This is a genomic window from Salmonella sp. 741265050_HSA (assembly GCF_046569445.1).
Lineage (GTDB): Bacteria > Pseudomonadota > Gammaproteobacteria > Enterobacterales > Enterobacteriaceae > Salmonella > Salmonella enterica.
Window position 1 is genome coordinate 21,940 of record NZ_JBKFSV010000016.1, and the last position, 24,128, is coordinate 46,067.

The 24,128-nt window shown below is 52.7% G+C and carries 19 protein-coding genes; 5 read left to right on the forward strand and 14 right to left on the reverse strand.

Going from position 1 to position 24,128, the window contains the following annotated elements; genetic code table 11:
* Positions 1-3 precede the first annotated feature (3 nt).
* From fabZ to rpsB, 12 genes are all read right to left on the reverse strand, one after another.
* Positions 4-459, reverse strand: a complete 456-nt coding sequence (gene fabZ / locus ACLD4F_RS19195; protein WP_000210741.1) for a 3-hydroxyacyl-ACP dehydratase FabZ — start codon at positions 457-459, stop codon at positions 4-6.
* Positions 460-564: 105 nt separating this feature from the next.
* On the reverse strand, positions 565-1,590 hold the full coding sequence (gene lpxD, locus ACLD4F_RS19200) for a UDP-3-O-(3-hydroxymyristoyl)glucosamine N-acyltransferase (RefSeq protein WP_001139265.1): 1,026 nt from the start codon (positions 1,588-1,590) through the stop codon (positions 565-567).
* Positions 1,591-1,593: 3 nt separating this feature from the next.
* Positions 1,594-2,079, reverse strand: a complete 486-nt coding sequence (gene skp / locus ACLD4F_RS19205; RefSeq protein ID WP_000758966.1) for a molecular chaperone Skp — start codon at positions 2,077-2,079, stop codon at positions 1,594-1,596.
* A gap of 122 nt (positions 2,080-2,201) precedes the next feature.
* The gene (gene bamA, locus ACLD4F_RS19210; protein ID WP_001240922.1) at positions 2,202-4,613 is read right to left on the reverse strand and encodes an outer membrane protein assembly factor BamA; all 2,412 of its coding nucleotides are present in this window, start codon (positions 4,611-4,613) and stop codon (positions 2,202-2,204) included.
* Positions 4,614-4,644: 31 nt separating this feature from the next.
* Positions 4,645-5,997: a sigma E protease regulator RseP gene (gene rseP, locus ACLD4F_RS19215; protein ID WP_000949017.1), complete on the reverse strand. Its 1,353-nt coding sequence runs from the start codon at positions 5,995-5,997 to the stop codon at positions 4,645-4,647.
* Between the two features lie 11 nt (positions 5,998-6,008).
* Positions 6,009-6,866 carry a phosphatidate cytidylyltransferase gene (cdsA, locus tag ACLD4F_RS19220; RefSeq protein ID WP_000922422.1) on the reverse strand — a complete coding sequence of 286 codons (858 nt, stop codon included), beginning with the start codon at positions 6,864-6,866 and terminating at the stop codon, positions 6,009-6,011.
* A 12-nt stretch (positions 6,867-6,878) separates the two neighbouring features.
* Positions 6,879-7,637 (reverse strand): (2E,6E)-farnesyl-diphosphate-specific ditrans,polycis-undecaprenyl-diphosphate synthase, encoded by a 759-nt coding sequence (ispU, locus tag ACLD4F_RS19225; protein WP_000947413.1) that lies wholly within the window; start codon positions 7,635-7,637, stop codon positions 6,879-6,881.
* Between the two features lie 312 nt (positions 7,638-7,949).
* Complete coding sequence (gene ispC, locus ACLD4F_RS19230; protein WP_000811905.1) at positions 7,950-9,146, reverse strand: 1-deoxy-D-xylulose-5-phosphate reductoisomerase; 1,197 nt, start codon at positions 9,144-9,146, stop codon at positions 7,950-7,952.
* Positions 9,147-9,287: 141 nt separating this feature from the next.
* Positions 9,288-9,845: a ribosome recycling factor gene (gene frr, locus ACLD4F_RS19235; RefSeq protein ID WP_000622423.1), complete on the reverse strand. Its 558-nt coding sequence runs from the start codon at positions 9,843-9,845 to the stop codon at positions 9,288-9,290.
* Between the two features lie 146 nt (positions 9,846-9,991).
* A complete protein-coding gene (gene pyrH, locus ACLD4F_RS19240) occupies positions 9,992-10,717 on the reverse strand; it encodes a UMP kinase (protein WP_000224567.1) in 726 nt (241 codons plus the stop codon).
* Positions 10,718-10,861: 144 nt separating this feature from the next.
* Positions 10,862-11,713, reverse strand: a complete 852-nt coding sequence (gene tsf / locus ACLD4F_RS19245; protein ID WP_000808106.1) for a translation elongation factor Ts — start codon at positions 11,711-11,713, stop codon at positions 10,862-10,864.
* 257 nt (positions 11,714-11,970) lie between these two features.
* Complete coding sequence (gene rpsB, locus ACLD4F_RS19250) at positions 11,971-12,696, reverse strand: 30S ribosomal protein S2 (protein WP_000246886.1); 726 nt, start codon at positions 12,694-12,696, stop codon at positions 11,971-11,973.
* 450 nt (positions 12,697-13,146) lie between these two features.
* Between rpsB and map the strand changes: the two genes are divergently transcribed.
* The 3 genes from map to dapD all read left to right on the forward strand — a co-directional run bounded on the left by map (position 13,147) and on the right by dapD (position 17,705).
* Positions 13,147-13,941 carry a type I methionyl aminopeptidase gene (gene map / locus ACLD4F_RS19255; RefSeq protein WP_001018214.1) on the forward strand — a complete coding sequence of 265 codons (795 nt, stop codon included), beginning with the start codon at positions 13,147-13,149 and terminating at the stop codon, positions 13,939-13,941.
* Between the two features lie 237 nt (positions 13,942-14,178).
* Entirely contained in the window at positions 14,179-16,851 is a 2,673-nt protein-coding gene (glnD, locus tag ACLD4F_RS19260; RefSeq protein WP_079944308.1) for a bifunctional uridylyltransferase/uridylyl-removing protein GlnD, read from the forward strand.
* Positions 16,852-16,880: 29 nt separating this feature from the next.
* The gene (gene dapD, locus ACLD4F_RS19265) at positions 16,881-17,705 is read left to right on the forward strand and encodes a 2,3,4,5-tetrahydropyridine-2,6-dicarboxylate N-succinyltransferase (protein WP_001186673.1); all 825 of its coding nucleotides are present in this window, start codon (positions 16,881-16,883) and stop codon (positions 17,703-17,705) included.
* A 36-nt stretch (positions 17,706-17,741) separates the two neighbouring features.
* Here dapD and ACLD4F_RS19270 read toward each other — a convergent pair whose 3' ends face one another.
* A complete protein-coding gene (locus tag ACLD4F_RS19270; RefSeq protein WP_079944300.1) occupies positions 17,742-19,043 on the reverse strand; it encodes an MFS transporter in 1,302 nt (433 codons plus the stop codon).
* Positions 19,044-19,289: 246 nt separating this feature from the next.
* On the opposite strand from ACLD4F_RS19270, the gene ACLD4F_RS19275 reads away from it, so the two are divergent.
* Complete coding sequence (locus tag ACLD4F_RS19275; RefSeq protein WP_000272193.1) at positions 19,290-19,676, forward strand: DUF3461 family protein; 387 nt, start codon at positions 19,290-19,292, stop codon at positions 19,674-19,676.
* A gap of 185 nt (positions 19,677-19,861) precedes the next feature.
* Positions 19,862-22,831, forward strand: a complete 2,970-nt coding sequence (locus ACLD4F_RS19280; RefSeq protein ID WP_058331362.1) for a putative mucin/carbohydrate-binding domain-containing protein — start codon at positions 19,862-19,864, stop codon at positions 22,829-22,831.
* A gap of 121 nt (positions 22,832-22,952) precedes the next feature.
* Here ACLD4F_RS19280 and cdaR read toward each other — a convergent pair whose 3' ends face one another.
* Positions 22,953-24,110, reverse strand: coding sequence for a DNA-binding transcriptional regulator CdaR (gene cdaR / locus ACLD4F_RS19285; RefSeq protein ID WP_000929420.1), 1,158 nt, complete (start codon positions 24,108-24,110; stop codon positions 22,953-22,955).
* Between the last annotated feature and the right edge of the window lie 18 nt (positions 24,111-24,128).

Here is a 24,128-nt window from a genome sequence, read left to right on the forward strand (position 1 = left end):
GAATCAGGCCTCCCGGCTACGAGCACACATCATGGTTGCTTCGCACACGACTTTACCGTCGACCAGCGCAACCCCTTTAAAGCGGGTCAGGCCACGGCGCGTTTTCTCGAAAGTGACTTCCATGATCATCTGATCGCCTGGCACCACCGGACGCTTAAATCGCGCTTCATCAATACCCGCGAAATAATACAGTTCGCCAGGTTCCAGTTTACCAACGCTTTTAAACGCCAGAATACCGGTTGCCTGCGCCATCGCTTCCAGAATCAGCACGCCTGGCAAAATCGGTTTGCCCGGGAAGTGTCCCTGGAAAAACGGCTCGTTGACGGAGACATTTTTCACCGCACGCAGAAAACGACCTTCTTCAAAGTCCAGCACGCGATCGACCAGTAAAAACGGAAAACGGTGCGGCAGAAGCTCTAAAATCTCTTCAATCTGCAGAGTATGAGTGTTAGTAGTCAAAATACTCTTCCTGTCCAAATATACAAAAAGGCAATAATAACACGGCCTGCCGCAATCGTATGAATGTGACAGGCCGGAAAAGAATGGCAACTACAAGGCGAAACGTTAGTCTTGTTGATTAACCTTGCGCTCAATCGCTTTGAGACGCTTGCTCATATCATCAATGTTCATCACCAGTGCAGCAGTTTTACGCCATACTTTGTTGGGTTGCAGCGGAATGCCTGAGGAGTAGACGCCCGGTTCCGTGATGGGACGCATCACCATACCCATGCCAGTTACCGTGACTTTGTCGCATATTTCCATATGCCCATTGATCACGCTGGCGCCACCAATCATGCAGTAACGGCCAATCTTCAGGCTACCCGCCATAATGACGCCACCGGCAACTGCCGTATTGTCGCCAATCACGACGTTATGTGCAATCTGGCACTGATTATCAATAATCACGCCATTGCCAATAACAGTATCATCCAACGCGCCACGGTCAATGGTGGTACAGGCGCCGATCTCGACACGATCGCCAATAATGACCCGGCCCAGTTGTGGGATCTTCACCCAGTTGCCACGATCGTTAGCGTAGCCAAAACCGTCCGCGCCGATCACCGTACTGGACTGGATCAGGCAATTCTCACCGATCTGAATGTCGTGGTAAATCGTTACGTTCGCCCACAAGCGTGAACCCGCCCCGATTTTGCTATTTTTTCCGACGAAACAGCCTGCGCCGATAACCACGTTATCGCCCAGTTGTACGCCAGATTCAATCACCGCATTCGCGCCGACTGAAACATTGCTACCCAGCGTTGCCGTCGCATCAATCACGGCGCTTGGCGCGATATTCTGCGCGGGCTGCGGCGTAGTATCTAAAATTTGCGCCATGCGCGCGTAGGTCAGGTAGGGATTTTTAACTACCAGCGCCGCGCTCTTAGCAAAAGGAAGATCGTCCTGCGTCATGACAACCGCAGAAGCCTGGCATAAACCTAAGTGTTCACGGTACTTAGGATTTACCATAAACGTAATGTGGCCTGTTGTTGCAGATTGCATGGACGCAACGCCGGTGATGACGATATCGCCATCACCGTGTAATTCTGCATCCAACTGTTCTGCTAAGTCAGCCAGTCGAATTGAAGGCATTACTTATTTAACCTGTTTCAGTACGTCAGCGGTGATGTCTTTCACATCGCTGCTGTTGTAAGCAACGGTGTTTGCGTCTACCACCAGATCGATACTCTGGTCGTTAGCCACTTTTTTCACCGCAGTCTGGATACGAGTCACCAGTTTGTTGCGTTCTTCGTTGGAACGACGAGCGCGATCTTTCTCAAAAGCCTGCGCTTTTTGTGCGAAAGTCTGGCGCTGAGACATCACGTCTTTTTCCAGCTTAGTACGATCGCTACCTGCTTTCATGGATTGCAGACGCTGCATTTTAGATTGCAGATCGGTTTCCATTTTTTGCAGTTCAGCCGCACGGCCTTTAAATTCGTTTTCCAGTGTATTGGATACACCCGTCTTCTGCGCAACCTGTTGGAACAGATTACCCATGTTGACGATTGCAATTTTGTCAGCAGCCTGTGCGGACGTTACCATCGCCAAACCAAGACCTGCAGCTAATAACCACTTTTTCACAATAAACTCCTTACCATCCCATTTGCACCCGAAGGTACAGCTCTTTGCGTGGCCTGGCGATCCGTGGGGGCATCGCCAAAAGTCATCGCTACACTACCAATGCATTCCTTTGCAGTGAACAATTACCAGGTTTTACCAATGTTAAACTGGAACTGCTCGGCTTTGTCTCCATCGTACTTTTTAAACGGCTGGGCGTAGGAGAAGACCAACGGCCCCAATGGGGACATCCATTGTAATGCGATACCCGCGGACATACGGATGTTGCCTGGATCGCTGTAATCCGGTACATCTGACGGCGCAGATGACGGATCCCAGTTCGTATCCCAAACGGTACCCATATCCCAGAAGAAGGAGGTACGAACCGAGTTGGCATACTTTTCGCTGATGAACGGCGTCGGGGTAATAAATTCCAGGCTGGCGACAGCCATGGCATTACCACCTACCGCATCATCTGATTTACAGCCTGATTCCTGAGTACAGTCTTCGTAATCATCATTATCGTCCCAACTAGTGTGGGCGCCATTTTTATAGACCGCTTTCGGGCCGATAGTATTCGACTGGAAACCACGCACGGTACTGGAACCACCGGCATAGAAGTTCTCATAGAACGGCATTTCCTTGCCGCCTAAACCATCGCCGTAACCCCAACGAGTACGCCCCAGAACCACCCACTTGTGATCGTTATCGATAGGCACATAGGTCGCGGTATCCAGCGACACTTTGTAGTATTCGTTGTCGGAACCTGGGATCGTCACCTTACCCGTCAGGTTGACTCGCGAGCCGTCCGTCGGGAAATACCCACGGTCAAGCTTGTTATAGGTCCAGCCGTAGTTAAAGGTGAAGTCGTCGGCAGCAAAATCGCTGGCATCAGGGTCGCCCATCGATTCAAGATAACGATCCATCGCGATCTGCGGCTGCATGTTGGACAGTTTGTTATGGACATAACCCAGACCAGCACGCAACGTGTTGTACTCGTTGATGGGGAAGCCAAGCGTCACATCCGTACCGTAACTCTTGTTGGTATAGTCGGACAGGTCGGCATCATCCGCTTCAAAGTCGTTATAGAAGATACGACCACCGAGGCTCACGCCGTCAACGGTAAAGTATGGGTTAGTAACGGACAGTTCGCTGTAGGTCTGGTAGTCGTTTTTGGTACCGTTAATCCCCACGGAATAACCGGTACCTAACCAGTTGTCCTGCTGAACGCCGGCCTGGAAGCTAACGCCGCTTTCTGTACCGTAACCGATACCGAAGTTAAAGCTACCGGTGTTGCGCTCTTTCACCTTGTACACCACATCAACCTGATCCGGGCTACCCGGAACGCGCTGCGTGTCGGTGTCGACGGTTTCAAAGAAGCCGAGACGGTTCAGACGCTCTTTCCCCTGGTCAACCAGGTCGCTGCCCAGCCACGCCCCTTCCATCTGGCGCATTTCACGGCGCAGAACGGAATCTTTTGAGGTGTCGTTGCCTTCAAAGCGGATCTTACGCACGTAGAAACGGTTGCCCGCATCGACGTTTACGCGCAGTTTTACGGTTTTGTCAGCATCGTTAATTTCAGGCTGTGACTGCACGCGCGGATAGGCGTAACCATAGCGACCCAGAAGCTTTTTGATGTCATCTTCCATTTTGGTCACTTTGGTGCCGTTATAGAGCTCGCCCGGTTCAATTTTCGTCAGTTTCTCAATTTCAGCGGAATGTCCGGCCAGGTTACCGCTCACCTGAACCCCGGAAAGCTTGTACTGATCGCCTTCGGTGATATTGACGGTGATGTAGATCCCTTTCTTATCCGGCGTCAGACTGACTTGCGTGGAGTCAATATTGAAACGCGCGTAGCCGCGATCCAGATAGTAGCTGCGCAAGGTTTCAAGGTCGCCCGCCAGCTTCTGTTTCTGGTATTTACGATCGCCGACGACGTTCCACCACGGCACTTCGTCACGCAACTGGAAATGGGAAATGAGTTCTTCGGTGCTAAAGGCATGGTTACCGACGATGTTGATCTGTTGGATCTTCGCCGATACGCCCTCCTGGAACACCAGTTTAAGATCAACACGGTTGCGCGGCAGCGGCGTGACGACCGCCTTAACGCTGGCGCTGTATTTACCTACGCTATAGTAAAAGTCTTCCAGACCTTTTTCGATATCAGACAACGTGGTGCGATCCAGAGACTCGCCAACACGTACGCCAGACGCTTCGAGGTTTTGCTTGAGCATGTCATCTTTCACCGACTTGTTCCCGGAGAAAGTGATGCTGGCAATGGTCGGACGTTCTTTTACCTGAACCAGAAGGGTATTACCATCGCGCAGGACGCGGACGTCCTCAAAGTTGCCGGTGGCGAACAGAGCGCGAATGGTGTTACTGATATCTTCATCATTAACCGTGTCGCCTGTGCGCACCGGCATACTGAGGAGAGCCGCACCAACGGCGACTCGCTGCAGGCCTTCGAAATGAATGTCCTTCACTACGAACCCTTCAGCACCGTATACGGTGGCGCTGCTGAACAGCAGCGACGCTATGAGCAACTTTTTCATCGCCATCGTTATTATGCGTTCTTCCTAACTAACTCTCTTACAACCGAGAGAAATCATTGAAAAGTGCAAGCCCCATTAACAACACCAGCAAAATCGAGCCAATGCGATAACTAAAGTCTTGAACCCGCTCGGATACCGGCCCGCCCTTAAGCTTTTCAATCGCCAGGAACAGCAGATGACCCCCGTCAAGAACGGGCAGCGGAAACAGGTTGATTATCCCTAAGTTCACGCTGATTAGCGCAAGGAACATCAGGTAATAAATCACCCCGAACTCCGCTGACATCCCAGCCCCCTGAGCGATAGAAATCGGCCCACTGAGGTTGTTCAGTTTCACATCACCGGTTATCAATTTACCCAGCATACTGACCGTCAGCTTCATCAACTGCCACGTCTTATCCGTGGCTTCGAGGATGGCGCTAAAAGGCCCATACTGGCGTATAGTCTTGTACTCTTCCGGCAGAGGAATAATTTTAGGCACCACGCCTGCAAACCCTTCCGCCTTTCCGTTAACCGATTTCGTATCCGGCGTTAACGTCAACGACAAGGCGCTCCCCTGCCTTTCAATCTCTAACGCTAACGGCTTACCGGGATTATCGCGTACAAACGTCACGAATTTCATCCACTGCGTTAACGGCTGACCATCGACTTTAACGATCCTGTCGCCCGCTTGCAAACCCGCTTTACTGGCTGCGGAATTCGCCTGCACTTCTGACAGTACCGGTTCAATCTGTGGCCCGCGGGGCCGAATCCCTAAAGAAGATACAGGATCTTGCTTATCAGGCTCAAATGCCCAGTGACGTAAATCAAGCGTTTTGTCCTGCCGCTGGTCGCTACCAAACGGCGCGACGCTCACCGTCGTCTGCTGATCGCCAATTTTGGACACCAGTTGTAAACGCACGGCATCCCAATCAGGGGTTTCGATACCATCAACGGCTTTAAGTTCCGTACCAGGCGCAATTTGCGCCTGCGCAGCAATCGAGTTGGGCGTTATTTCGCCAATGACCGGACGAACGCCAGGGACGCCGATGATAAAGACCAGCCAGTAAGCAAAGATAGCAAAAATGAAGTTCGCAACCGGACCTGCGGCAATAATTGCGGCGCGCTGGCCCACCGTTTTGTTATTGAAGGCGTGACGACGCAATTCCGGCGCTACCGGTTCGGCGCGTTCATCCAGCATTTTGACGTAGCCGCCCAGCGGGATCAGGGCGATGACATACTCTGTGCCGTACCGATCGGTACGACGCCAGAGCGCTTTGCCAAAACCGATGGAAAAGCGCTCAACTCGCACACCGCAGCGCCGGGCAACCCAGAAATGACCAAATTCATGCACAGTGATCAGCACGCCCAGTGCGATGATGAATGCAGCCAGATTCCAGAGAATACTCAGCATAAAACCTTCCGTTAGAGCGTCCTGAACACCAGTAACAACAGGCAAGCAAAGACCGGTACGGCAGCCGTCAGGCTGTCAATTCGGTCCAGAATGCCGCCATGGCCTGGAATCAAGTGGCCGCTATCCTTAATTCCTGCTTCGCGCTTAAACATACTCTCGGTGAGGTCGCCCAGTACAGAAGCCAGAGCCGCCACCACAGAGCAAATCAGCAAGATAACAGGCGCAACATTCAGATTCGCCCACATACCGTAACCCCATGAGATCACGGCAGCCGTAGCAAGCCCGCCGATAAACCCTTGCCAGGTTTTACCCGGGGAAACCTTCGGCGCCAGCTTATGTTTGCCAAATAATTTACCAAACATATACGCGCCAGAGTCCGCTCCCCAGACCAGGATCATGACATAGAGTAGCCATATTGCGCCACTGTAATGATTCTCGTCATAGTGCCAGGCGCGCAGCGCCAGCATGCCCCAGAAAAATGGCACAATAGTTAACAAACCGAAAATGAGACGCAATGTTTTTGAGTTGCGCCAGATTGCCGCCGAACCGGGATAAAATAGCACCAGCAGTAGCGCGACAACCCACCATCCTAACGATGCCCAAAGCGACATCTCAACCAGCGGTTGACGAATGTTGTGATGATACTCAGGCAACAAAAATAGCATCAGCGCCAATAACAGACCACACAGCACCGCCAGCCAAACCCGCTGTGAACGCGCGGCGAAACCGCTTAACTGTCCCCATTCCCACGCGGCCAGCATACAGACAACCAGCGTAATAATAGCGAACCCCACCGGCGGCAATAAAAAAAGCGCAGCGATGACCGCGGGTATTAACACAAAAGCAGAAATCAGGCGATACTTCAGCAAAAGCAACCCCCATCAGGCTTTGTCATCACCAGGCTCGGTACCGCCGAAACGACGCTCTCGATTAGCAAAGGCATGCAGCGCACCTTCAAAGTCTTGTTCATCGAAATCGGGCCAAAGAACATCCGTAAAGTAAAGTTCGGCATAGGCAATTTGCCAAAGCAAAAAGTTACTAATGCGATGCTCTCCCCCAGTCCTAATTACTAAATCCACAGGCGCCAGCTCATGCATACAGATTTGCTGGCCTAGTCTCTCTTCATCAATCTGATCGGGGCGCAGCACTCCAGCCTGCACCTGTTCCGCCAGTTGTCGGACTCCCTGGACAATATCCCAACGTCCGCCGTAATTCGCAGCGATATTCAGCGTTAGACCCGTATTATGGGCGGTAAGCGCTTCTGACTTGCGAATACGTTCTTGTAAACGTGAGTTGAATCGGCTGATATCGCCGATAATACGCAGGCGAACGTTATGGCGGTGCAGGCTTTTGACTTCGCTATCCAGCGCCCACACAAACAGCTCCATTAACGCGCTCACTTCCTGCGCCGGTCGGTTCCAGTTTTCACTACTAAAGGCATACAGCGTTAACGCATCAATACCGTTATTGGCAGCAAAAGAGACCGCTCGCCGGACGGACTTCGCTCCGGCTTTATGCCCAAAGGCCCGGATCTTCCCTTGCTTTTTCGCCCAGCGACCATTGCCATCCATAATTATTGCAACATGACGGCAGCCATGCGCTGGCAAATTTTCGCTTACTGGTTGAGTTGCAGACAACATAACGCGTTTTTTGTCCCTGAAAGGATTTAGCGGTACTCAGGAATACTGAAGCCTTTATACACATTCTCTTCGGTTCGCTTCGCGGATGACTGCGCGTCATCGCCCCTGTCGTGCGCTGTCTGCGCACGCCGGGAACGTATTCGCCTGCCGTCCCGATGCGTCCTGAATGATTTTGTGTATCCACAAAAAAGCCGTGTAAAACCACGGCTAACCTGACCGAAAAAAGCCAAAAACCTGCGATCAGGTGGCGCAGACTATATCACCGAAGCCCAACGCTAACAAATAGCACGATCTTCTGTCGCGGGATAATCGTCAGCGTGAGAGCCGTATCACTTGTTTTCTGGCTACTTCACGCGCGATGGCGTCAACCTGCAATACGTCCTCAACGCTTGCCGGTTCCTGTAAATCCATCCTCTCCAGCACCGCTAAATTGAGCCCGGCGATATCGGTAAAACGAATCTGTTGCGCCAGAAACGCGGCAACGGTGATTTCGTTTGCCGCATTGAGCGCCGTCGTTGCCGCCTGACCTTGCTCAAACGCCTCCATCGCCAGCTTCAGGCATGGATAACGCTGATAATCTGGCGCGCTAAACGTCAGCGCGCTGAGTTTGCAAAAATCAAGCGGCTGCGCGCCGGACGTGACGCGATTCGGCCATGCCATCGTATGCGCAATAGGCGTACGCATGTCAGGTTCTCCAAGCTGCGCCAGGACGCTGCCGTCCTGATAACGCACCATCGAATGAATGACCGATTGCGGATGGATCAACACTTCCATCTGACGTGCGCTGGCATTAAATAACCAACGCGCTTCAATGTATTCCAGACCTTTATTCATCATGGTGGCGGAGTCGACGGAGATTTTTCGCCCCATCGACCAGTTCGGATGACGACATGCCTGATCCGGCGTCATCGCTGCCAGATCGCACATTGGCGTTTCACGAAACGGGCCACCAGACCCGGTAAGCAAAATCGACGTTACGCCATTTTGCTCAAGGTCAGCGTATCCCAGATTATGCTGAATAGATTGCGGCAAACTCTGAAAAATCGCGTTATGTTCGCTATCGACGGGTAAAAGCCGGGCGTTGCTGCGTTTTACTTCGTCCATAAACAGCCGCCCGCAGGTCACCAGCGATTCTTTATTCGCCAGCAGAATCGTCTTCCCTGCGCGAATCGCCGCCAGGGTCGGCAGTAAACCAGCCGCGCCCACAATGGCCGCCATCACATGCCCGACCTCATCAAGCGCCGCCATCTCACAGGCAGCCTGCTGACCGCTCAGAACCTCGGTGCGGCTGCCATGCTGCTGAAGCATTATTTTGAGCTGTTCTGCGCTCGACGTATCGTCCATCACGGCATAACGCGGCGAGAATTCCAGGCACTGCTCCGCCATGCGGGCGACATTTTTACCCGCCACCAGCGCGATAACGCGGAAGCTATCAGGATTATGGCGCACCACGTCCAGTGTGCTGCAACCAATAGAGCCGGTCGAGCCCAGAATGGTTAATTGCTTCATGAAACGTCCAGAAGTGTTGAAACGGAATAAAAAGCAAAACGCCGCACAGGAGACCTGATAATGTCTTCTGCGCGGCGCTTTGTACACCACTCATCCGCCAGGTTTAGCGGTGGAATGAGTTTATATCTGCGTACAGATCAATCAGAACTGCATCAGTTCTGCTTCTTTATCTGCCAACGCCGCATCCACTTTCTTAATTGCCGCGTCGGTCATTTTCTGTACTTCTTCCTGAGAGCGACGATCGTCATCTTCACTGATCGCTTTATCTTTCAGCAGAGCTTTTACTTTATCGTTCGCATCACGGCGGACGTTACGAACGGCGACACGCGCCTGCTCCGCTTCGCCACGGACAATTTTCGTCAGATCTTTACGACGTTCTTCGGTCAGCGGCGGCAGCGGAACGCGAATGTCGGTGCCCGCAGAGCTTGGATTCAAACCGAGGTCTGACGCCATGATCGCTTTTTCAACGGCTGGCCCCATAGAACGGTCAAACACGTTAATTTTTAAGGTACGGGAGTCTTCTACCGTTACGCTTGCCAACTGACGCAGCGGGGTCGGAGTGCCATAGTATTCTACGACAATACCATCCAGCAGGCTGGGAGAAGCACGACCCGTGCGCACTTTGCTGATTTGGGTTTTGAACGCTTCAACGCATTTTTCCATGCGTACTTCAGCATCTTTTCTGATATCGCTAATCACGTTACGAATCCTTGAAAACTAGTCTCAGTCAGACCAGACGGTCACACAATACAAAGATGTGCTAAGTATAGTCTCGTTTAATTTCTGCCAGGTAATAAGACCCGTCAATAGAACAGAATCTTACCCGTATTTGGCGCTCACGGGAATTATTCCGTGATTAACGTCCCTTCTTTTTCGCCCATCACCACACGACGCAGCGCGCCTGGTTTGTTCATGTTGAAAACACGAATCGGCAGTTTGTGGTCACGAGCCAGCGTGAACGCCGCCAGATCCATCACTTTCAGCTCTTTATCCAGCACTTCGCTGTAGGTCAGCTGATCGTACATGGTCGCGGAAGGATCTTTTGCCGGATCGGCAGTGAATACGCCATCCACTTTGGTCGCTTTCAGTACGACATCCGCTTCAATTTCGATCCCGCGCAGACAGGCCGCAGAGTCGGTAGTGAAGAACGGGTTACCCGTACCTGCAGACAGAATCACAACACGGTTATTACGCAGCAGGCTAATAGCCTCGGCCCAACTGTAGTTGTCGCACACGCCGTTTAAAGGAATTGCCGACATCAGGCGGGCGTTCACATAGGCGCGGTGAAGCGCATCACGCATTGCCAGGCCGTTCATGACGGTGGCCAACATGCCCATGTGGTCGCCCACAACGCGGTTCATCCCCGCTTTTGCCAGACCCGCGCCACGGAACAGGTTACCACCGCCAATCACCACACCAACCTGAATACCCAGTTCAACCAGTTCTTTGATCTCCTGAGCCATACGATCCAGTATGCTTGCATCAATACCGAAGCCTTCCGTACCCTGCAGAGCTTCGCCGCTTAATTTAAGCAGAATGCGTTTATAGACGGGTTTTGCATTGGTAGCCATGTTTCTTTCCTGAGACTGTCAACGATTGATATGAGTTAATTCCGGCGACATTGTACGTCGCATTTCAGCGCAGACGCCAGGCGTCGGCTGATTTTACAAGAGAGGCGCAAAAAGAAGCCGCCCTCAGGCGGCTCCTCAGGAAAATCAGGACTGCTTAGACATCGCAGCAACTTCTGCTGCAAAGTCAGTCTCGACTTTCTCAATGCCTTCGCCCACTTCAAAGCGGATGAAGCCAGTCACGTCAGCGTTGTGCTCTTTCAGCAGTTGGCCAACAGATTTGCTCGGTTCCATGACGAAAGGCTGACCAGTCAGAGAAACTTCGCCGGTGAATTTCTTCATGCGGCCTTCAACCATTTTCTCTGCGATTTCTTTCGGCTTACCGGACTGCATCGCGATGTCCAGCTGTACCTGGTACTCTTTCTCTACCACGTCAGCAGACACGTCTTCCGGCTTAACGAATTCCGGCTTGCTTGCCGCAACGTGCATCGCCAGCTGTTTAACCAGCTCTTCGTCAGCGCCTTTAGCGGCAACCAGAACGCCGATGCGCGCACCGTGCTGGTAAGAACCCAGAACGTCGCCTTCCAGGGAAGCGACGCGACGAATGTTGATGTTCTCGCCGATTTTCGCTACCAGAGCAACGCGCTCTTCTTCGAACTGTGCTTTCAGAACTTCTACGTCAGTGATTTTGCCAGCAACAGCGGCGTCCAGCACTTTGTCAGCAAATGCCTGGAAGCCAGCATCTTTAGCCACGAAGTCAGTCTGGCAGTTAACTTCCAGAATGAAAGCGACGTTGCCGTCGATTTTGGTTTTGATTACGCCGTCAGCAGCCACGTTGCCTGCTTTTTTCGCCGCTTTGATAGCGCCGGACTTACGCATGTTTTCGATTGCCAGCTCAATGTCGCCATTCGCTTCAGTCAGCGCTTTTTTGCAATCCATCATGCCTGCGCCGGTACGCTCACGCAGCTCTTTTACCAGGGATGCGGTAATTTCAGCCATTCTAAAATCCTCGAAAGATTTGATCTGCCCGGCATCAAACCGCACAGATATAAAAGTGAAAAAGGGGGCCATATACAGGCCCCCTAACCAAACGTGATACTACCTGGTCTATAAGGGCTCTCCCCTTCATATTTCGAGCCGCAGGCGCGTTGCCTTCACTCGCTCATCCCGGACACTTACTGATGTAAGCTCCCGGGAATTCTCGAGCTTGCCGCCTTCCTGCAACTCGAACTATTTTAGGGAGTTATCAAGCCTTATTACTCGGCTTCTACGAAGCTTTCTTCCGCCTGGGAAGCCAGATCCTGAGAACGGCCTTCACGAACGGTTGCAGCGACAGCGCCCAGGTACAGGCTAACAGCACGGATTGCGTCATCGTTACCCGGGATAACGAAGTCAACGCCGTCCGGATCAGAGTTGGTATCAACGATAGCAAATACCGGGATACCCAGGTTGTTCGCTTCTTTGATAGCAATGTGCTCGTGGTCAGCATCGATAACGAACAGAGCGTCCGGCAGACCGCCCATGTCTTTGATACCGCCCAGGCTGTTTTCCAGTTTCTCAAGCTCACGAGTACGCATCAGCGCTTCTTTCTTGGTCAGCTTTTCGAAAGTACCGTCCTGAGACTGAGTTTCCAGGTCTTTCAGACGTTTGATGGACTGACGAACTGTTTTCCAGTTAGTCAGCATACCGCCCAGCCAGCGATGGTTCACGAAGAACTGGTCGCAGCTGTTAGCAGCTTCTTTCACCGCTTCGCTTGCAGCGCGTTTAGTACCAACGAAAAGGATTTTACCCTTACGAGCAGAGATCTTGTTCAGTTCAGCCAGAGCTTCGTTGAACATCGGTACAGTTTTCTCAAGGTTGATGATGTGAACTTTGTTACGCGCGCCGAAGATGAAAGGCTTCATTTTCGGGTTCCAGTAACGGGTCTGGTGACCAAAGTGAACACCAGCCTTGAGCATGTCGCGCATGGAAACAGTTGCCATGATTTAAAACCTCTATAGATTAAGTTGGGGTTATGCCTCCACGTATCCCATATTACCGACCCCAAAGGGCACCCCGGAATATGTGCCGATACGTGTGTGTTGTTACACAAAGTGAGATTTGTCGCTCCCGTCCATCGTGTGTAGTCTTCGAATGGATCGGAAGTCCGGCGCGCTTTATACCACAAATACGCCACCGACACCAATAATTGTTGGCACTCAGTGCTGAATTGAACGATGAATTTCGTGTTACAGGCAGGCGGCAAATTTTTGCATCCCCGGGAGCTTACGGCCAATAAGTGACTGGGGTGAAAAAATGTCGCCAACGCACCTGTGGCACGAAAGGCGAAGTTCAGAATGATTCTCAATTTGGCAGGGTACACCCCTGACTGATACCATTGTCAGCACTTACACAATTATTGCCGAAATCATCGGCACTGATGGACAGAATTCATGGCTATCTCTATCAAGACATCTGAAGACATCGAAAAAATGCGCGTCGCGGGCCGTCTGGCAGCCGAAGTGCTGGAAATGATCGAACCGTATATCAAACCGGGAGTCACCACCGGCGAACTGGACCGTATCTGTAACGATTACATCGTTAACGAACAACACGCGATCTCCGCCTGCCTCGGCTACCACGGCTATCCGAAATCCGTCTGTATTTCTATTAATGAAGTGGTGTGCCACGGCATTCCGGATGACGCTAAACATCTGAAAGATGGTGATATCGTCAACATCGACGTGACCGTGATTAAAGATGAATTCCACGGCGATACCTCGAAGATGTTTATCGTCGGCAAACCGACCATTCTGGGCGAGCGTCTGTGCCGCGTCACGCAAGAGAGCCTGTATCTGGGCATCAAAATGGTGAAACCGGGCATCCGCCTGCGCACCATTGGCGCCGCCATCCAGAAATATGCCGAAGGCGAAGGTTTCTCCGTGGTACGTGAATACTGCGGACACGGTATTGGTCGCGGCTTCCATGAAGAACCGCAGGTGCTGCATTATGATGCAGACGATGGCGGCGTCGTGTTGCAGCCTGGCATGACCTTTACCATTGAACCGATGCTGAACGCCGGGGATTACCGTATCCGCACCATGAAAGACGGCTGGACGGTAAAAACCAAAGACCGCAGCTTGTCTGCTCAGTACGAGCATACTATTGTGGTAACGGAAAACGGCTGTGAAATTCTGACGCTGCGTAAAGATGACACCATCCCGGCGATCATCACACACGATGAATAATGTTTTGCCTGATGGCGATGCCTTCGCATCTTATCAGGCCTACAAATTACACCTTTACTCAAAATCATTCGAGTTGCCTCAAGGCGGCAAGAGAGTGAATCTTCAGGAGCGTACATAAGTACGTGACTGGAGTGAACGAGCGCAGCCAACGTAGAAGCAACTTGAAGGATGAAGAGTAAATACGTAGGCCGGATAAGGCGTTCACGCCATTATCCGGCTTTTTAATGGGTGGCGCATATGAATACTCTTCCTGAACAGCACGCGAATACCGCACTCCCCACCCTCCCTGACCAGCCGCAAAACCCTGGCGTCTGGCCGCGCGCTGAACTGACCGTCGCCGGTATCAAAGCCCGCATCGACATCTTTCAACACTGGCTGGGAGAGGCATTTGACAGCGGCATTTGTGCTGAACAGCTTATTGAAGCTCGAACCGAATTTATCGACCAGTTGTTGCAACGCCTGTGGATTGAGGCCGGTTTCGGTCAGATTGCCGATCTGGCGCTGGTCGCCGTCGGCGGCTATGGACGCGGCGAACTGCATCCGCTTTCCGATATTGATCTGCTCATTTTAAGCCGCAAAAAGCTGCCCGATGAACAGGCACAAAAGGTCGGCGAGCTGCTGACTTTATTATGGGACGTCAAGCTGGATGTCGGGCATAGCGTACGTACGCTGGAAGAGTGTCTGCTGGAAGGTCTGTCTGATTTAACCGTTGCGACAAACCTCATCGAAACGCGCCTGCTGATTGGTGATGTCGCTCTGTTTCTGGCACTGCAAAAACATATTTTCAGCGAAGGTTTTTGGCCGTCCGACAAATTTTACGCCGCCAAAGTAGAAGAGCAGAACCAGCGCCACCAGCGCTATCACGGCACCAGCTATAATCTGGAGCCGGATATTAAAAGCAGCCCCGGCGGCCTGCGCGATATCCATACGTTACAGTGGGTCGCCCGACGTCACTTCGGCGCCACCTCGCTCGATGAGATGGTGGGATTCGGCTTTTTAACCCCGGCTGAGCGCGCGGAGCTCAACGAGTGCCTGCATATCCTGTGGCGCATTCGCTTTGCGCTACATCTGGTGGTCAGCCGCTACGATAACCGCCTGCTGTTCGACCGCCAGTTAAGCGTCGCTCAACGCCTTAACTACAGCGGCGAGGGCAATGATCCGGTTGAGCGGATGATGAAAGACTACTTCCGGGTTACGCGTCGGGTGAGCGAACTTAATCAGATGCTGCTTCAGCTATTTGACGAGGCGATTCTGGCGCTGCCTGCGGATGAAAAACCACGTCCTATTGACGATGAGTTTCAACTGCGCGGCACGCTTATTGATCTGCGTGACGACACGCTGTTTATCCGCGAACCGCAAGCGATCCTGCGCATGTTTTATATGATGGTGCGCAATAGCGCGATCACCGGCATCTACTCTACGACGTTACGCCACTTGCGCCACGCCCGCCGCCACCTGAGCCAACCGCTGTGTTACATCCCGGAGGCGCGCACTCTGTTTCTGAGTATGCTGCGCCATCCCGGCGCGGTCAGCCGCGGCCTGCTGCCCATGCATCGCCACAGCGTACTGTGGGCTTATATGCCGCAGTGGTCGCACATCGTCGGACAAATGCAGTTTGACCTGTTCCACGCATACACGGTGGATGAACACACCATCCGCGTAATGCTCAAACTGGAGAGCTTTGCGAAAGAAGAGACACGCCAGCGCCATCCGCTATGCGTCGATCTCTGGCCGCGGCTTCCCCATCCGGAACTGATCCTGATCGCCGCGCTATTCCACGATATTGCGAAAGGACGCGGCGGCGACCATTCGGTACTGGGCGCGCAGGATGTACTCACCTTCGCCGAACTGCACGGTTTGAACTCACGCGAAACGCAACTGGTCGCCTGGCTGGTGCGCCAACACCTGCTGATGTCAGTCACCGCCCAGCGCCGCGACATCCAGGATCCGGAAGTCATCAAGCAGTTTGCCGAAGAGGTGCAAACCGAAACACGGCTGCGTTTTCTGGTCTGCCTGACCGTCGCGGACATCTGCGCGACCAACGAAACCTTGTGGAATAGCTGGAAACAGAGCCTGCTGCGCGAGCTGTACTTCGCCACTGAAAAACAGCTCAGGCGTGGAATGCAAAATACGCCGGATATGCGTGAGCGCGTGCGTCACCATCAGCTTCAGGCGCTGGCGCTGCTGCGAATGGACAATATTGATGAAGCCGCGCTGCATAAAATCTGGACCCGCTGTCGCGCTAACTATTTTGTTCGTCATAGTCCAAATCAGCTCGCCTGGCACGCACGCCATTTATTGCAGCACGATCTGCGCCAACCGTTAGTGTTGCTCAGTCCGCAGGCAACGCGCGGCGGAACCGAAATTTTTATCTGGAGTCCGGACAGACCCTATCTGTTTGCCGCCGTCTGCGCCGAGCTGGACAGGCGTAATTTAAGCGTCCATGACGCGCAGATCTTTACCACTCGCGACGGCATGGCAATGGATACGTTTATCGTTCTGGAACCAGACGGCAGCCCGCTGGCGGCGGATCGCCATGACGTTATTCGCACCGGTCTTGAACAGACCATTACGCAGCGTAGCTGGCAGCCGCCGCAGCCGCGTCGGCAACCGGCAAAGTTACGGCACTTTACGGTCGAAACGGAAGTCAATTTTCTGCCCACCCATACCGACAGAAAATCATTCATGGAATTGATCGCGCTCGATCAACCTGGTCTGCTGGCCAGGGTCGGACAAATTTTTGCCGATCTGGGAATTTCGCTTCATGGCGCCCGAATTACAACCATTGGTGAACGAGTAGAAGATTTATTCATAATCGCCACAGCGGATCGGCGCGCACTTAATAATGTGCTGCAACTTGAGGTGCAACAACGGTTGACAGCGGCCCTCAATCCAAACGATAAAGGGTAGTGTGTTTATTTATATGAAAGAGTTTAACAATGCAGCAGCTACAGAACGTTATTGAGACCGCTTTTGAGCGCCGCGCCGATATTACGCCGGCTAATGTAGATACCGTGACCCGAGAGGCGGTAAACCAGGTCATTTCTCTACTTGATTCCGGCGCGCTGCGTGTCGCAGAAAAAATCGACGGTCAGTGGGTCACTCACCAGTGGCTGAAGAAAGCGGTTCTGCTCTCTTTCCGTATTAACGATAACCAGGTTATCGACGGTGCGGAAAGCCGCTACTTCGATAAAGTCCCGATGAAATTCGCTGATTACGACGAAGCGCGTTTTCAGAAAGAAGGCTTCCGCGTCGTTCCGCCTGCGGCCGTTCGTCAGGGCGCATTTATCGCCCGCAACACCGTGTTGATGCCGTCTTACGTTAACATCGGCGCCTACGTTGACGAAGGCACCATGGTTGACACCTGGGCGACGGTGGGTTCCTGCGCGCAGATTGGTAAAAATGTTCACCTTTCCGGCGGCGTGGGTATCGGCGGCGTACTGGAGCCGCTGCAGGCTAACCCGACCATCATTGAAGACAACTGCTTTATTGGCGCGCGTTCTGAAGTCGTGGAAGGCGTCATTGTCGAAGAAGGTTCCGTCATTTCCATGGGCGTATACCTCGGCCAGAGCACCAAAATATACGATCGCGAAACCGGTGAAGTTCACTATGGCCGCGTACCGGCGGGCTCCGTGGTCGTTTCCGGCAACCTGCCGTCAAAAGACGGCAAGTACAGTTTGTACTGCGCGGTGATCGTGAAAAAAGTCGACGCCAAAACGCGTGGTAAAGTGGGCATTAACGAATTATTGCGTACTATTGATTAAGCGAGTGAAAAGTGGGGGCGACAGCCCCCCTTTGCATTACGGCGAATGCGGTAACACGGTTTCCGGCGCAATCTTTGCCGCAAACGCCGAAGCCAGCGCAGTTAAAACGACATAACCGGCAATCAAAGTCCAACTGTTATCATAGACTGCGCTTAACGCTTTAGCGATAAACGGCGTGAATCCCCCTGCCACAACCGCCCCCAACTGAGCGCCAATTGATGAACCGCTGTAGCGTACAGGCGGATGAAACAGTCCGGCGAAAAAAGAAGGTTGCACGGCATTCAGTGAATTATGACCAATGTTAATAAGCAGAACGTAGCCCATTGTCATCAGTATGAGCGAACGGCTTTCCAGCAGCCAGAAAAAGGGAAAAGCCATTGCCGCGACAAAAAGCGCGCCGAAAATATACACCTGACGGCAGCCACGCCGATCCGACATGATGCCAAATAGCACGTGCATGGGATACGCCAGCAGACAGGTGAACATTACAATGTACAGAATAGTCAGGCTGGCAATCCCAAGCTGCGTCGTCGCCCAGGAAACCGCGAAGACGGTAGCAAGAAAAAAGGGAACGCTTTCCGCAAAACGCAGAATTATAATCAGCAAAATGCTGCGCCATTGTTCTCGTACTACTTTGACCACCGGCCTTTCTTCTCTTTGCTGCCTATGATTAATGGCCTGCTGCTTTTTAAACGCACGGAAGACAGGCGTCTCATCCAGACGATGACGCATATATAATCCAGGCAACACCAAAAGCGCACTGAGCAGAAAAGGAATACGCCATCCCCACGATAACAACGCCTCCTTCGGTAATTGGGTCACGACTATAAATACGCCTGTCGCCAATAATTGTCCCGTGAGTCCTCCTGTTTGCGATAGCGCGCTTAACCGCCCCCGGTGCTTTCCAGCAGCATATTCCACGACCATCAACATGGCGCCTCCCCATTCGCCTCCAACCATAAATCCCTGTAGAAAACGCAGAATAACCAGTAAAGCAGGCGCCAGCGCGCCAATACTGGCGTAAGAAGGCAGGCAACCGATGAGAAACGTGACCGCGCCCATCCCCCCTAACGTAATTAATAACGTGTTTTTACGCCCAAGCGTATCTCCCCTGTTGCCAAAAAATAGTGCGCCCAGCGGCCGGGAGATAAATCCCACGCCGAAACTGGCAAAAGAAGATAACGTTGCAGTCAATGGGCTGGCGCCAGGAAAAAAAAGCGGGCCAAATACCAGCGCGCTTGCCAGGCCGTATAATAGAAAATCATAATATTCAATGGAGTTTCCTATCCAGGCGGAAACCACCACCCGGCGAATAGTAGCATTATACGTTCCGGACATAGACTCCGCCTCTCAAGGTTATCGACCACTACCTCCGGTCAATTTCCCACACTGACCTCAAACGCTTTCTCTATAAACGGAATATCGCGTTGAATTACTTAAGCTATCAATAACCGCCGCCCTTTTGCTCATGACGTTGCCGAGACGTCTTCTGCGATCAACCGCGCTTTTTTTGTATACACTGGTGGCGAAAAACCAATTTTTCGTTAATTATTCAAAAGTTATAGTGTGATGAAGGATACCGCTATGTATGACAATCTAAAAAGTCTGGGCATTACCAATCCTGAGGAAATCGATCGTTACAGCCTGCGGCAAGAAGCCAATAACGATATCCTGAAAATCTATTTTCAAAAGGATAGAGGTGAATTCTTTGCTAAAAGCGTGAAGTTTAAGTATCCACGCCAGCGTAAAACGGTGGTGGCCGATGGCATCGGTCAGGGTTATAAAGAAGTACAGGAGATTAGCCCTAACCTACGCTATGTGATTGACGAGCTGGACCAAATCTGCCAGCGCGACCGCTCAGAACTCGATCTCAAACGTAAGATCCTCGACGACTTGCGCCACCTGGAAAGCGTCGTCGCGAATAAGATCAGTGAAATCGAAGCCGATCTGGACAAGCTTACCCGCAAATAAAAAAGCTGCCGGGGCTTCATTTCGGGCCCCTCTCACGCTGCTGCTCCCTCTCATCCGCCTCACGGCTACCACCATTTTTCATCACTATGCCTCACAGCGGCTCAATACATATCATTTCGTTATCCTGCTGTATTTATTAATAAAAATAAAAAGCTATGTTCATCCTCCCTATTTATGGAGGTTATATGACTCAGGAAATCACACTAACATGTTATTCGCTGCCTGCGGCCCCCGGACTGGATAACATCAAATTTGAAAAGGGGCGCGAGCACGACCGCCAGGCGCTGGGATTTATTCTGCCAGCGAATACGCAGCTGCAAATCCGCCAGCCAAATAACAACGCCGGTAACGCCAGACTCCGTCTGCTGTGCAATGACTCAGCGTGTGAGAAATCGCTTACGCTGAACGGCAACTGGCAAACGATCAGCACAACGGTCGATTCCGTTCCCTTTATTGATACCCTCTTTTTTGCGCAGGGCGGCGAGTTTTCGGTGATCTACCGACAGCCAACCAGCAATAAAAATTTGCCACACTGGCGTAAGGGGCAATCCGAAGACGCTTTTTTCCAGACCTGGGAAGAACAGGCGTCGCCTTTTGCCCTGCTGGAACTGGACCGCGTGCGTTTTCTGCTGCCCTGGGCGGATCGCGCTAATGTCATCAACGCCGGTATCACCGCGCTGGATGCGTACTACACGCGAGTGATCGACGCCTATAATGACTGGACTGGTCTCAGCGATAGCCCTGCTTCGCCGCTTAATCAAAATGTCGCTAACCGCTATTTTATTAAAGCGGATAAACACGGCGTCGGCGCGGCTTATTATCTCCCCTGGTGGTGCGCGCAAACGGCTGCAACATTAAGCCAGGGGTGGATCGATAATGTCGCCACGCAGTGGACGATTCTGCATGAAATCGGTCACGGCTATCAGGGCGTCTTTATGAATGACGTCGACCTGCCAGTCGGTGAGGTGTGGAACAACATTTACGCCGCGTTTTTCCAGCAGTTTAACCTGAACCAGGGGAACCATCTTTATACCGACGGCTGGCTCTACAATTACGGACGGCAGTCTGAGCAGGAATTGCAATTCATTACCTATCTGCGGAATCGCACGCCGGTTAGCGCCTGGGGCGTCCGCCCCCGCCTGCAATTTCTGATGCTGATGTTATTTAAAGGCGGAACAGAAGCCTTCCGGGTGTTTAACCAGAACTACCGCGAGCTGGGTGCTGACGAAAACTTTTTGCCCTGCGAGCATCGCCTGACCGATCTGCTGGCGGACGCCATCGCCACAGCCTCAGGTTATGACGTCGCGCCGTTTATTCAGCTGTGCGGCTTACCGGTCGATGCGTTCACCCGCGAGCAGATCGCCGCACGGGCGGTAAAACCCGTCTGGCCGCTTTACGATCTGCTGCCGGAGCGCGAATGGGAAAGCGCGCGCCAACAGTTAGGGCTGGACTCTTTTGTCTGGCTGGTTGAAAACGCCGAGCTGGCGGCGCTGAACAAAACGGGAACGCTCACGCTAACGCTGAATATCGATCAGCCGGAGCAACTTTATGGACGCGCCTTAACGCTACACGACAACGCCGGCAGCACATATACATTGCCCGTCAACGACAGTACGCTCACGTTAACTCCCCTGCCCATTGGCATTTACCATCTCACCCTGCCCAAAGGGCGATCGCAGAAATACCGCCCGGACACGGACTATGTGGTTATCCGCGAAGGGGAAAACGCACTTACCGTTAATTTCACCGCCTTGCAGGACAGCGCCGCGCATAACGAGCAGTTGATTTTCCTCGGCTACGGTGACATGCCCTTCGCCCGTTTAGCCGTGGATCATGAGGCCAGACAATTAGTTCTGGATATCACGAACGCCACGCCGCACAGCTACTTCGCGAATACGTTATACGCCAGCATAACGGTGTTAACCGCCAGCGGCGAAAAGGTTTTTGAACGTAAGATGAACGGAACAAACTGCGCCACCGGAAAAATTGTGGTGCCGTTTAGCGACCACTACCACCTTTATCTTTATCATGCCGAGCCTGGCCGCCTGAAAGCCTCGCCGGGCTATCTGACATTGGTCTCGTCGACGAAATATCAGTTACTGCGTCTTGATAGCGAAGGGCTTTATCATTTTTCGCTCAACAACGATCCTGTCGCAGATCTCCAGGCTATGTTCAGCCATCGCGCAGATGCTATCCGCGCCTGCCCTTTATTAATGGCGCAACCTTATGCCGCTTGCAAAAACGATCTCTGGCTGATGCTCTCCCACATTGAAGAGCCGACCCGTAGCGCGTTAATGCGCGACAGCGTTGATGTGCTGCCGGCGGATAACAGCGAGCCGGGCGAAGGCATCGGTAAAGGCGTGACGTTGCAGTTACGCGGACAAGGCGACAGAACGTTTTGCCAGCTTGCTTACGATAATCGGCAACAGCGCATGACAATAGAAACACAGGCCGGGCAGCCTCATCCTTACTATACCGCGACATACAGCACGCTCACGGTGAAGGAGGAGTCCGGCGAGGTTATCTATAGCCGTCATTATGATGGCATCACCCACTATCCAGCCGATAGCGATACGGTTGTTTTGCAAGCGGGAATGTACATTGAGCTCTTCCATGACGAACCTTACCGTTGCAGCGCCATCAATGAAACGACCGGGCAAAACGTCACGCTGAAAAAACACAACCGCTGGCGCGTGGTGAGCGATGGGCTGGAGGTCGACTCACCGGAACAAACGGAAGAGAAAAATACCTCCGATGCTGCCGTATTATATGGCGATAAATTCAGCTGGCAGCTTATTGGCAAGGAAGAAAATGGTTTTGCCAGTATGGAAATAGACATCCGTGCGCAACAATTTATCTTTACCGCATACCCAATTGCGCCGCATAGCGACTTCGCAACAGAATATGCGGCAGTGACGATTTATAATACGCGCGGTACGGTGGTTTACCGTCAGTCGATAAAAGGTTCGGTGCAGCTTGGCGGCTATACTGACGTCTGCGGGCTGGATGAGGATTATACGATTGAGGTCTTTCATGCCGAGGGCGCAGACCAGTCGGTTATCCGCAACCCGCTCAATGGCGAAAGCTGGCCGCAGCCGCAACACGTGATCTGGCAGGTCACGGCGCGGGGATTGCAGCGCCTGACCACGAATTAACCCCACCCCATCACAGCGTCTTCGGGCGCTGTGAGATTACGTTGTCGAATGGCGGTTTTGCCTAATCCGGCCTACTACTTCGCCCAAATCCCCTGGTCTGGTCAGCGAAGCGCCGCCGGACTTAACGCTGTTCATCCAGTTGTAGCGCCACATACAGCAACAGCCGATCGTCAAAATTTCCCAAATCCAGCCCGGTCAGTTCCGAAATACGATTTAGCCGATATTCCAGCGTGTTACGATGAATAAACAGCGCCTTAGAGGTCGCCAGCGGCTGGACATTATGGCGAAACCACGCCGTCAGCGTCCGACGTAATAACCCGTTGTTATCCATCGCTTTGAGTTTTACCAGCGGGCGCGCCAGCTCATTGGCCTGCCAGCCGCCACGCAGGCTATCTAACAGAACCGGCAGCATCAAATCCTGATAAAAATAGCTGCGGCTTTCTGGCATCCGCTGTTTGCCGACCATCATCGTGGTGCGCGCCGTGCGGTATGAGCGTGCAATACTGCCCGGCCCGGTAAAGTAATTGCCCAGCGCTACGCGAAAACGTAGCTGACCATTCTCTTTCATTCGCGAGATAAGCTGCTCTACGCGCTTACGATGATCTTCAGCATCCCAGCGACCAAAGGAGTTTAAGGCGGGTTTGAGCACCACCATCTCGGTGAGAGAAACAATGGCTATCAGGTTGTTACGCTCCGGCGTGGTAAGCGCATTCTGCAACTGCTGAAGTTCCGCCATTGCGCTATCGACGCCAAGCTGGCCGCTGTCGACTTCCACCACCGCCGCCACACGCGGCTGGTTCAAATCGATCCCCAAACGCTGCGCCCATTCCACCAGCGCCGGCGTATTTTCTTCGGCCTGAATCAGGTTCATCACCAGCTCTTCGCGCAAACGGCTATCCTGCGCCAAAAGGTGCATTAACCGCGACTGTTCCAGCATCATCTCGGCAGTCATACACACCAGTTCGCCATATTTACGCAGATGCTCTGGTTCGCCGGTGAGGCCGATCACGCCGACAATTTCGCCCTCAAGGCGTAAGGGAAGATTAATCCCCTGACGCACCCCGTGCAGGTGTCGCGCCACGGCGTCGTCGATATCCACAACCCGGCCCTGCGACAGCACTAACAGCGCGCCTTCGTGCAATTCACCAATACGTTCCCGATCGCCGCTGCCGATAATACGCCCGCGGGCATCCATTACGTTGATATTGGTATCGATGATGCGCATAGTGCGCGCCACGATATCCTGCGCCATTTTGGTATCAAGATGCCAGCCAGCCATAAATCCCTCCTGTGAGCA

Excerpts from the sequence above, each read along its gene's own strand:
- lpxD (WP_001139265.1), bottom strand. The coding sequence starts at position 1,590 with ATGCCTTCAATTCGACTGGCTGACTTAGCAGAACAGTTGGATGCAGAA.
- bamA (WP_001240922.1), bottom strand. The coding sequence starts at position 4,613 with ATGGCGATGAAAAAGTTGCTCATAGCGTCGCTGCTGTTCAGCAGCGCC.
- rseP (WP_000949017.1), bottom strand. The coding sequence starts at position 5,997 with ATGCTGAGTATTCTCTGGAATCTGGCTGCATTCATCATCGCACTGGGC.
- ispU (WP_000947413.1), bottom strand. The coding sequence starts at position 7,637 with ATGTTGTCTGCAACTCAACCAGTAAGCGAAAATTTGCCAGCGCATGGC.
- ispC (WP_000811905.1), bottom strand. The coding sequence starts at position 9,146 with ATGAAGCAATTAACCATTCTGGGCTCGACCGGCTCTATTGGTTGCAGC.
- pyrH (WP_000224567.1), bottom strand. The coding sequence starts at position 10,717 with ATGGCTACCAATGCAAAACCCGTCTATAAACGCATTCTGCTTAAATTA.
- tsf (WP_000808106.1), bottom strand. The coding sequence starts at position 11,713 with ATGGCTGAAATTACCGCATCCCTGGTAAAAGAGCTGCGTGAGCGTACC.
- rpsB (WP_000246886.1), bottom strand. The coding sequence starts at position 12,696 with ATGGCAACTGTTTCCATGCGCGACATGCTCAAGGCTGGTGTTCACTTT.
- map (WP_001018214.1), top strand. The coding sequence starts at position 13,147 with ATGGCTATCTCTATCAAGACATCTGAAGACATCGAAAAAATGCGCGTC.
- glnD (WP_079944308.1), top strand. The coding sequence starts at position 14,179 with ATGAATACTCTTCCTGAACAGCACGCGAATACCGCACTCCCCACCCTC.
- dapD (WP_001186673.1), top strand. The coding sequence starts at position 16,881 with ATGCAGCAGCTACAGAACGTTATTGAGACCGCTTTTGAGCGCCGCGCC.
- ACLD4F_RS19270 (WP_079944300.1), bottom strand. The coding sequence starts at position 19,043 with ATGTCCGGAACGTATAATGCTACTATTCGCCGGGTGGTGGTTTCCGCC.
- ACLD4F_RS19275 (WP_000272193.1), top strand. The coding sequence starts at position 19,290 with ATGTATGACAATCTAAAAAGTCTGGGCATTACCAATCCTGAGGAAATC.
- ACLD4F_RS19280 (WP_058331362.1), top strand. The coding sequence starts at position 19,862 with ATGACTCAGGAAATCACACTAACATGTTATTCGCTGCCTGCGGCCCCC.
- cdaR (WP_000929420.1), bottom strand. The coding sequence starts at position 24,110 with ATGGCTGGCTGGCATCTTGATACCAAAATGGCGCAGGATATCGTGGCG.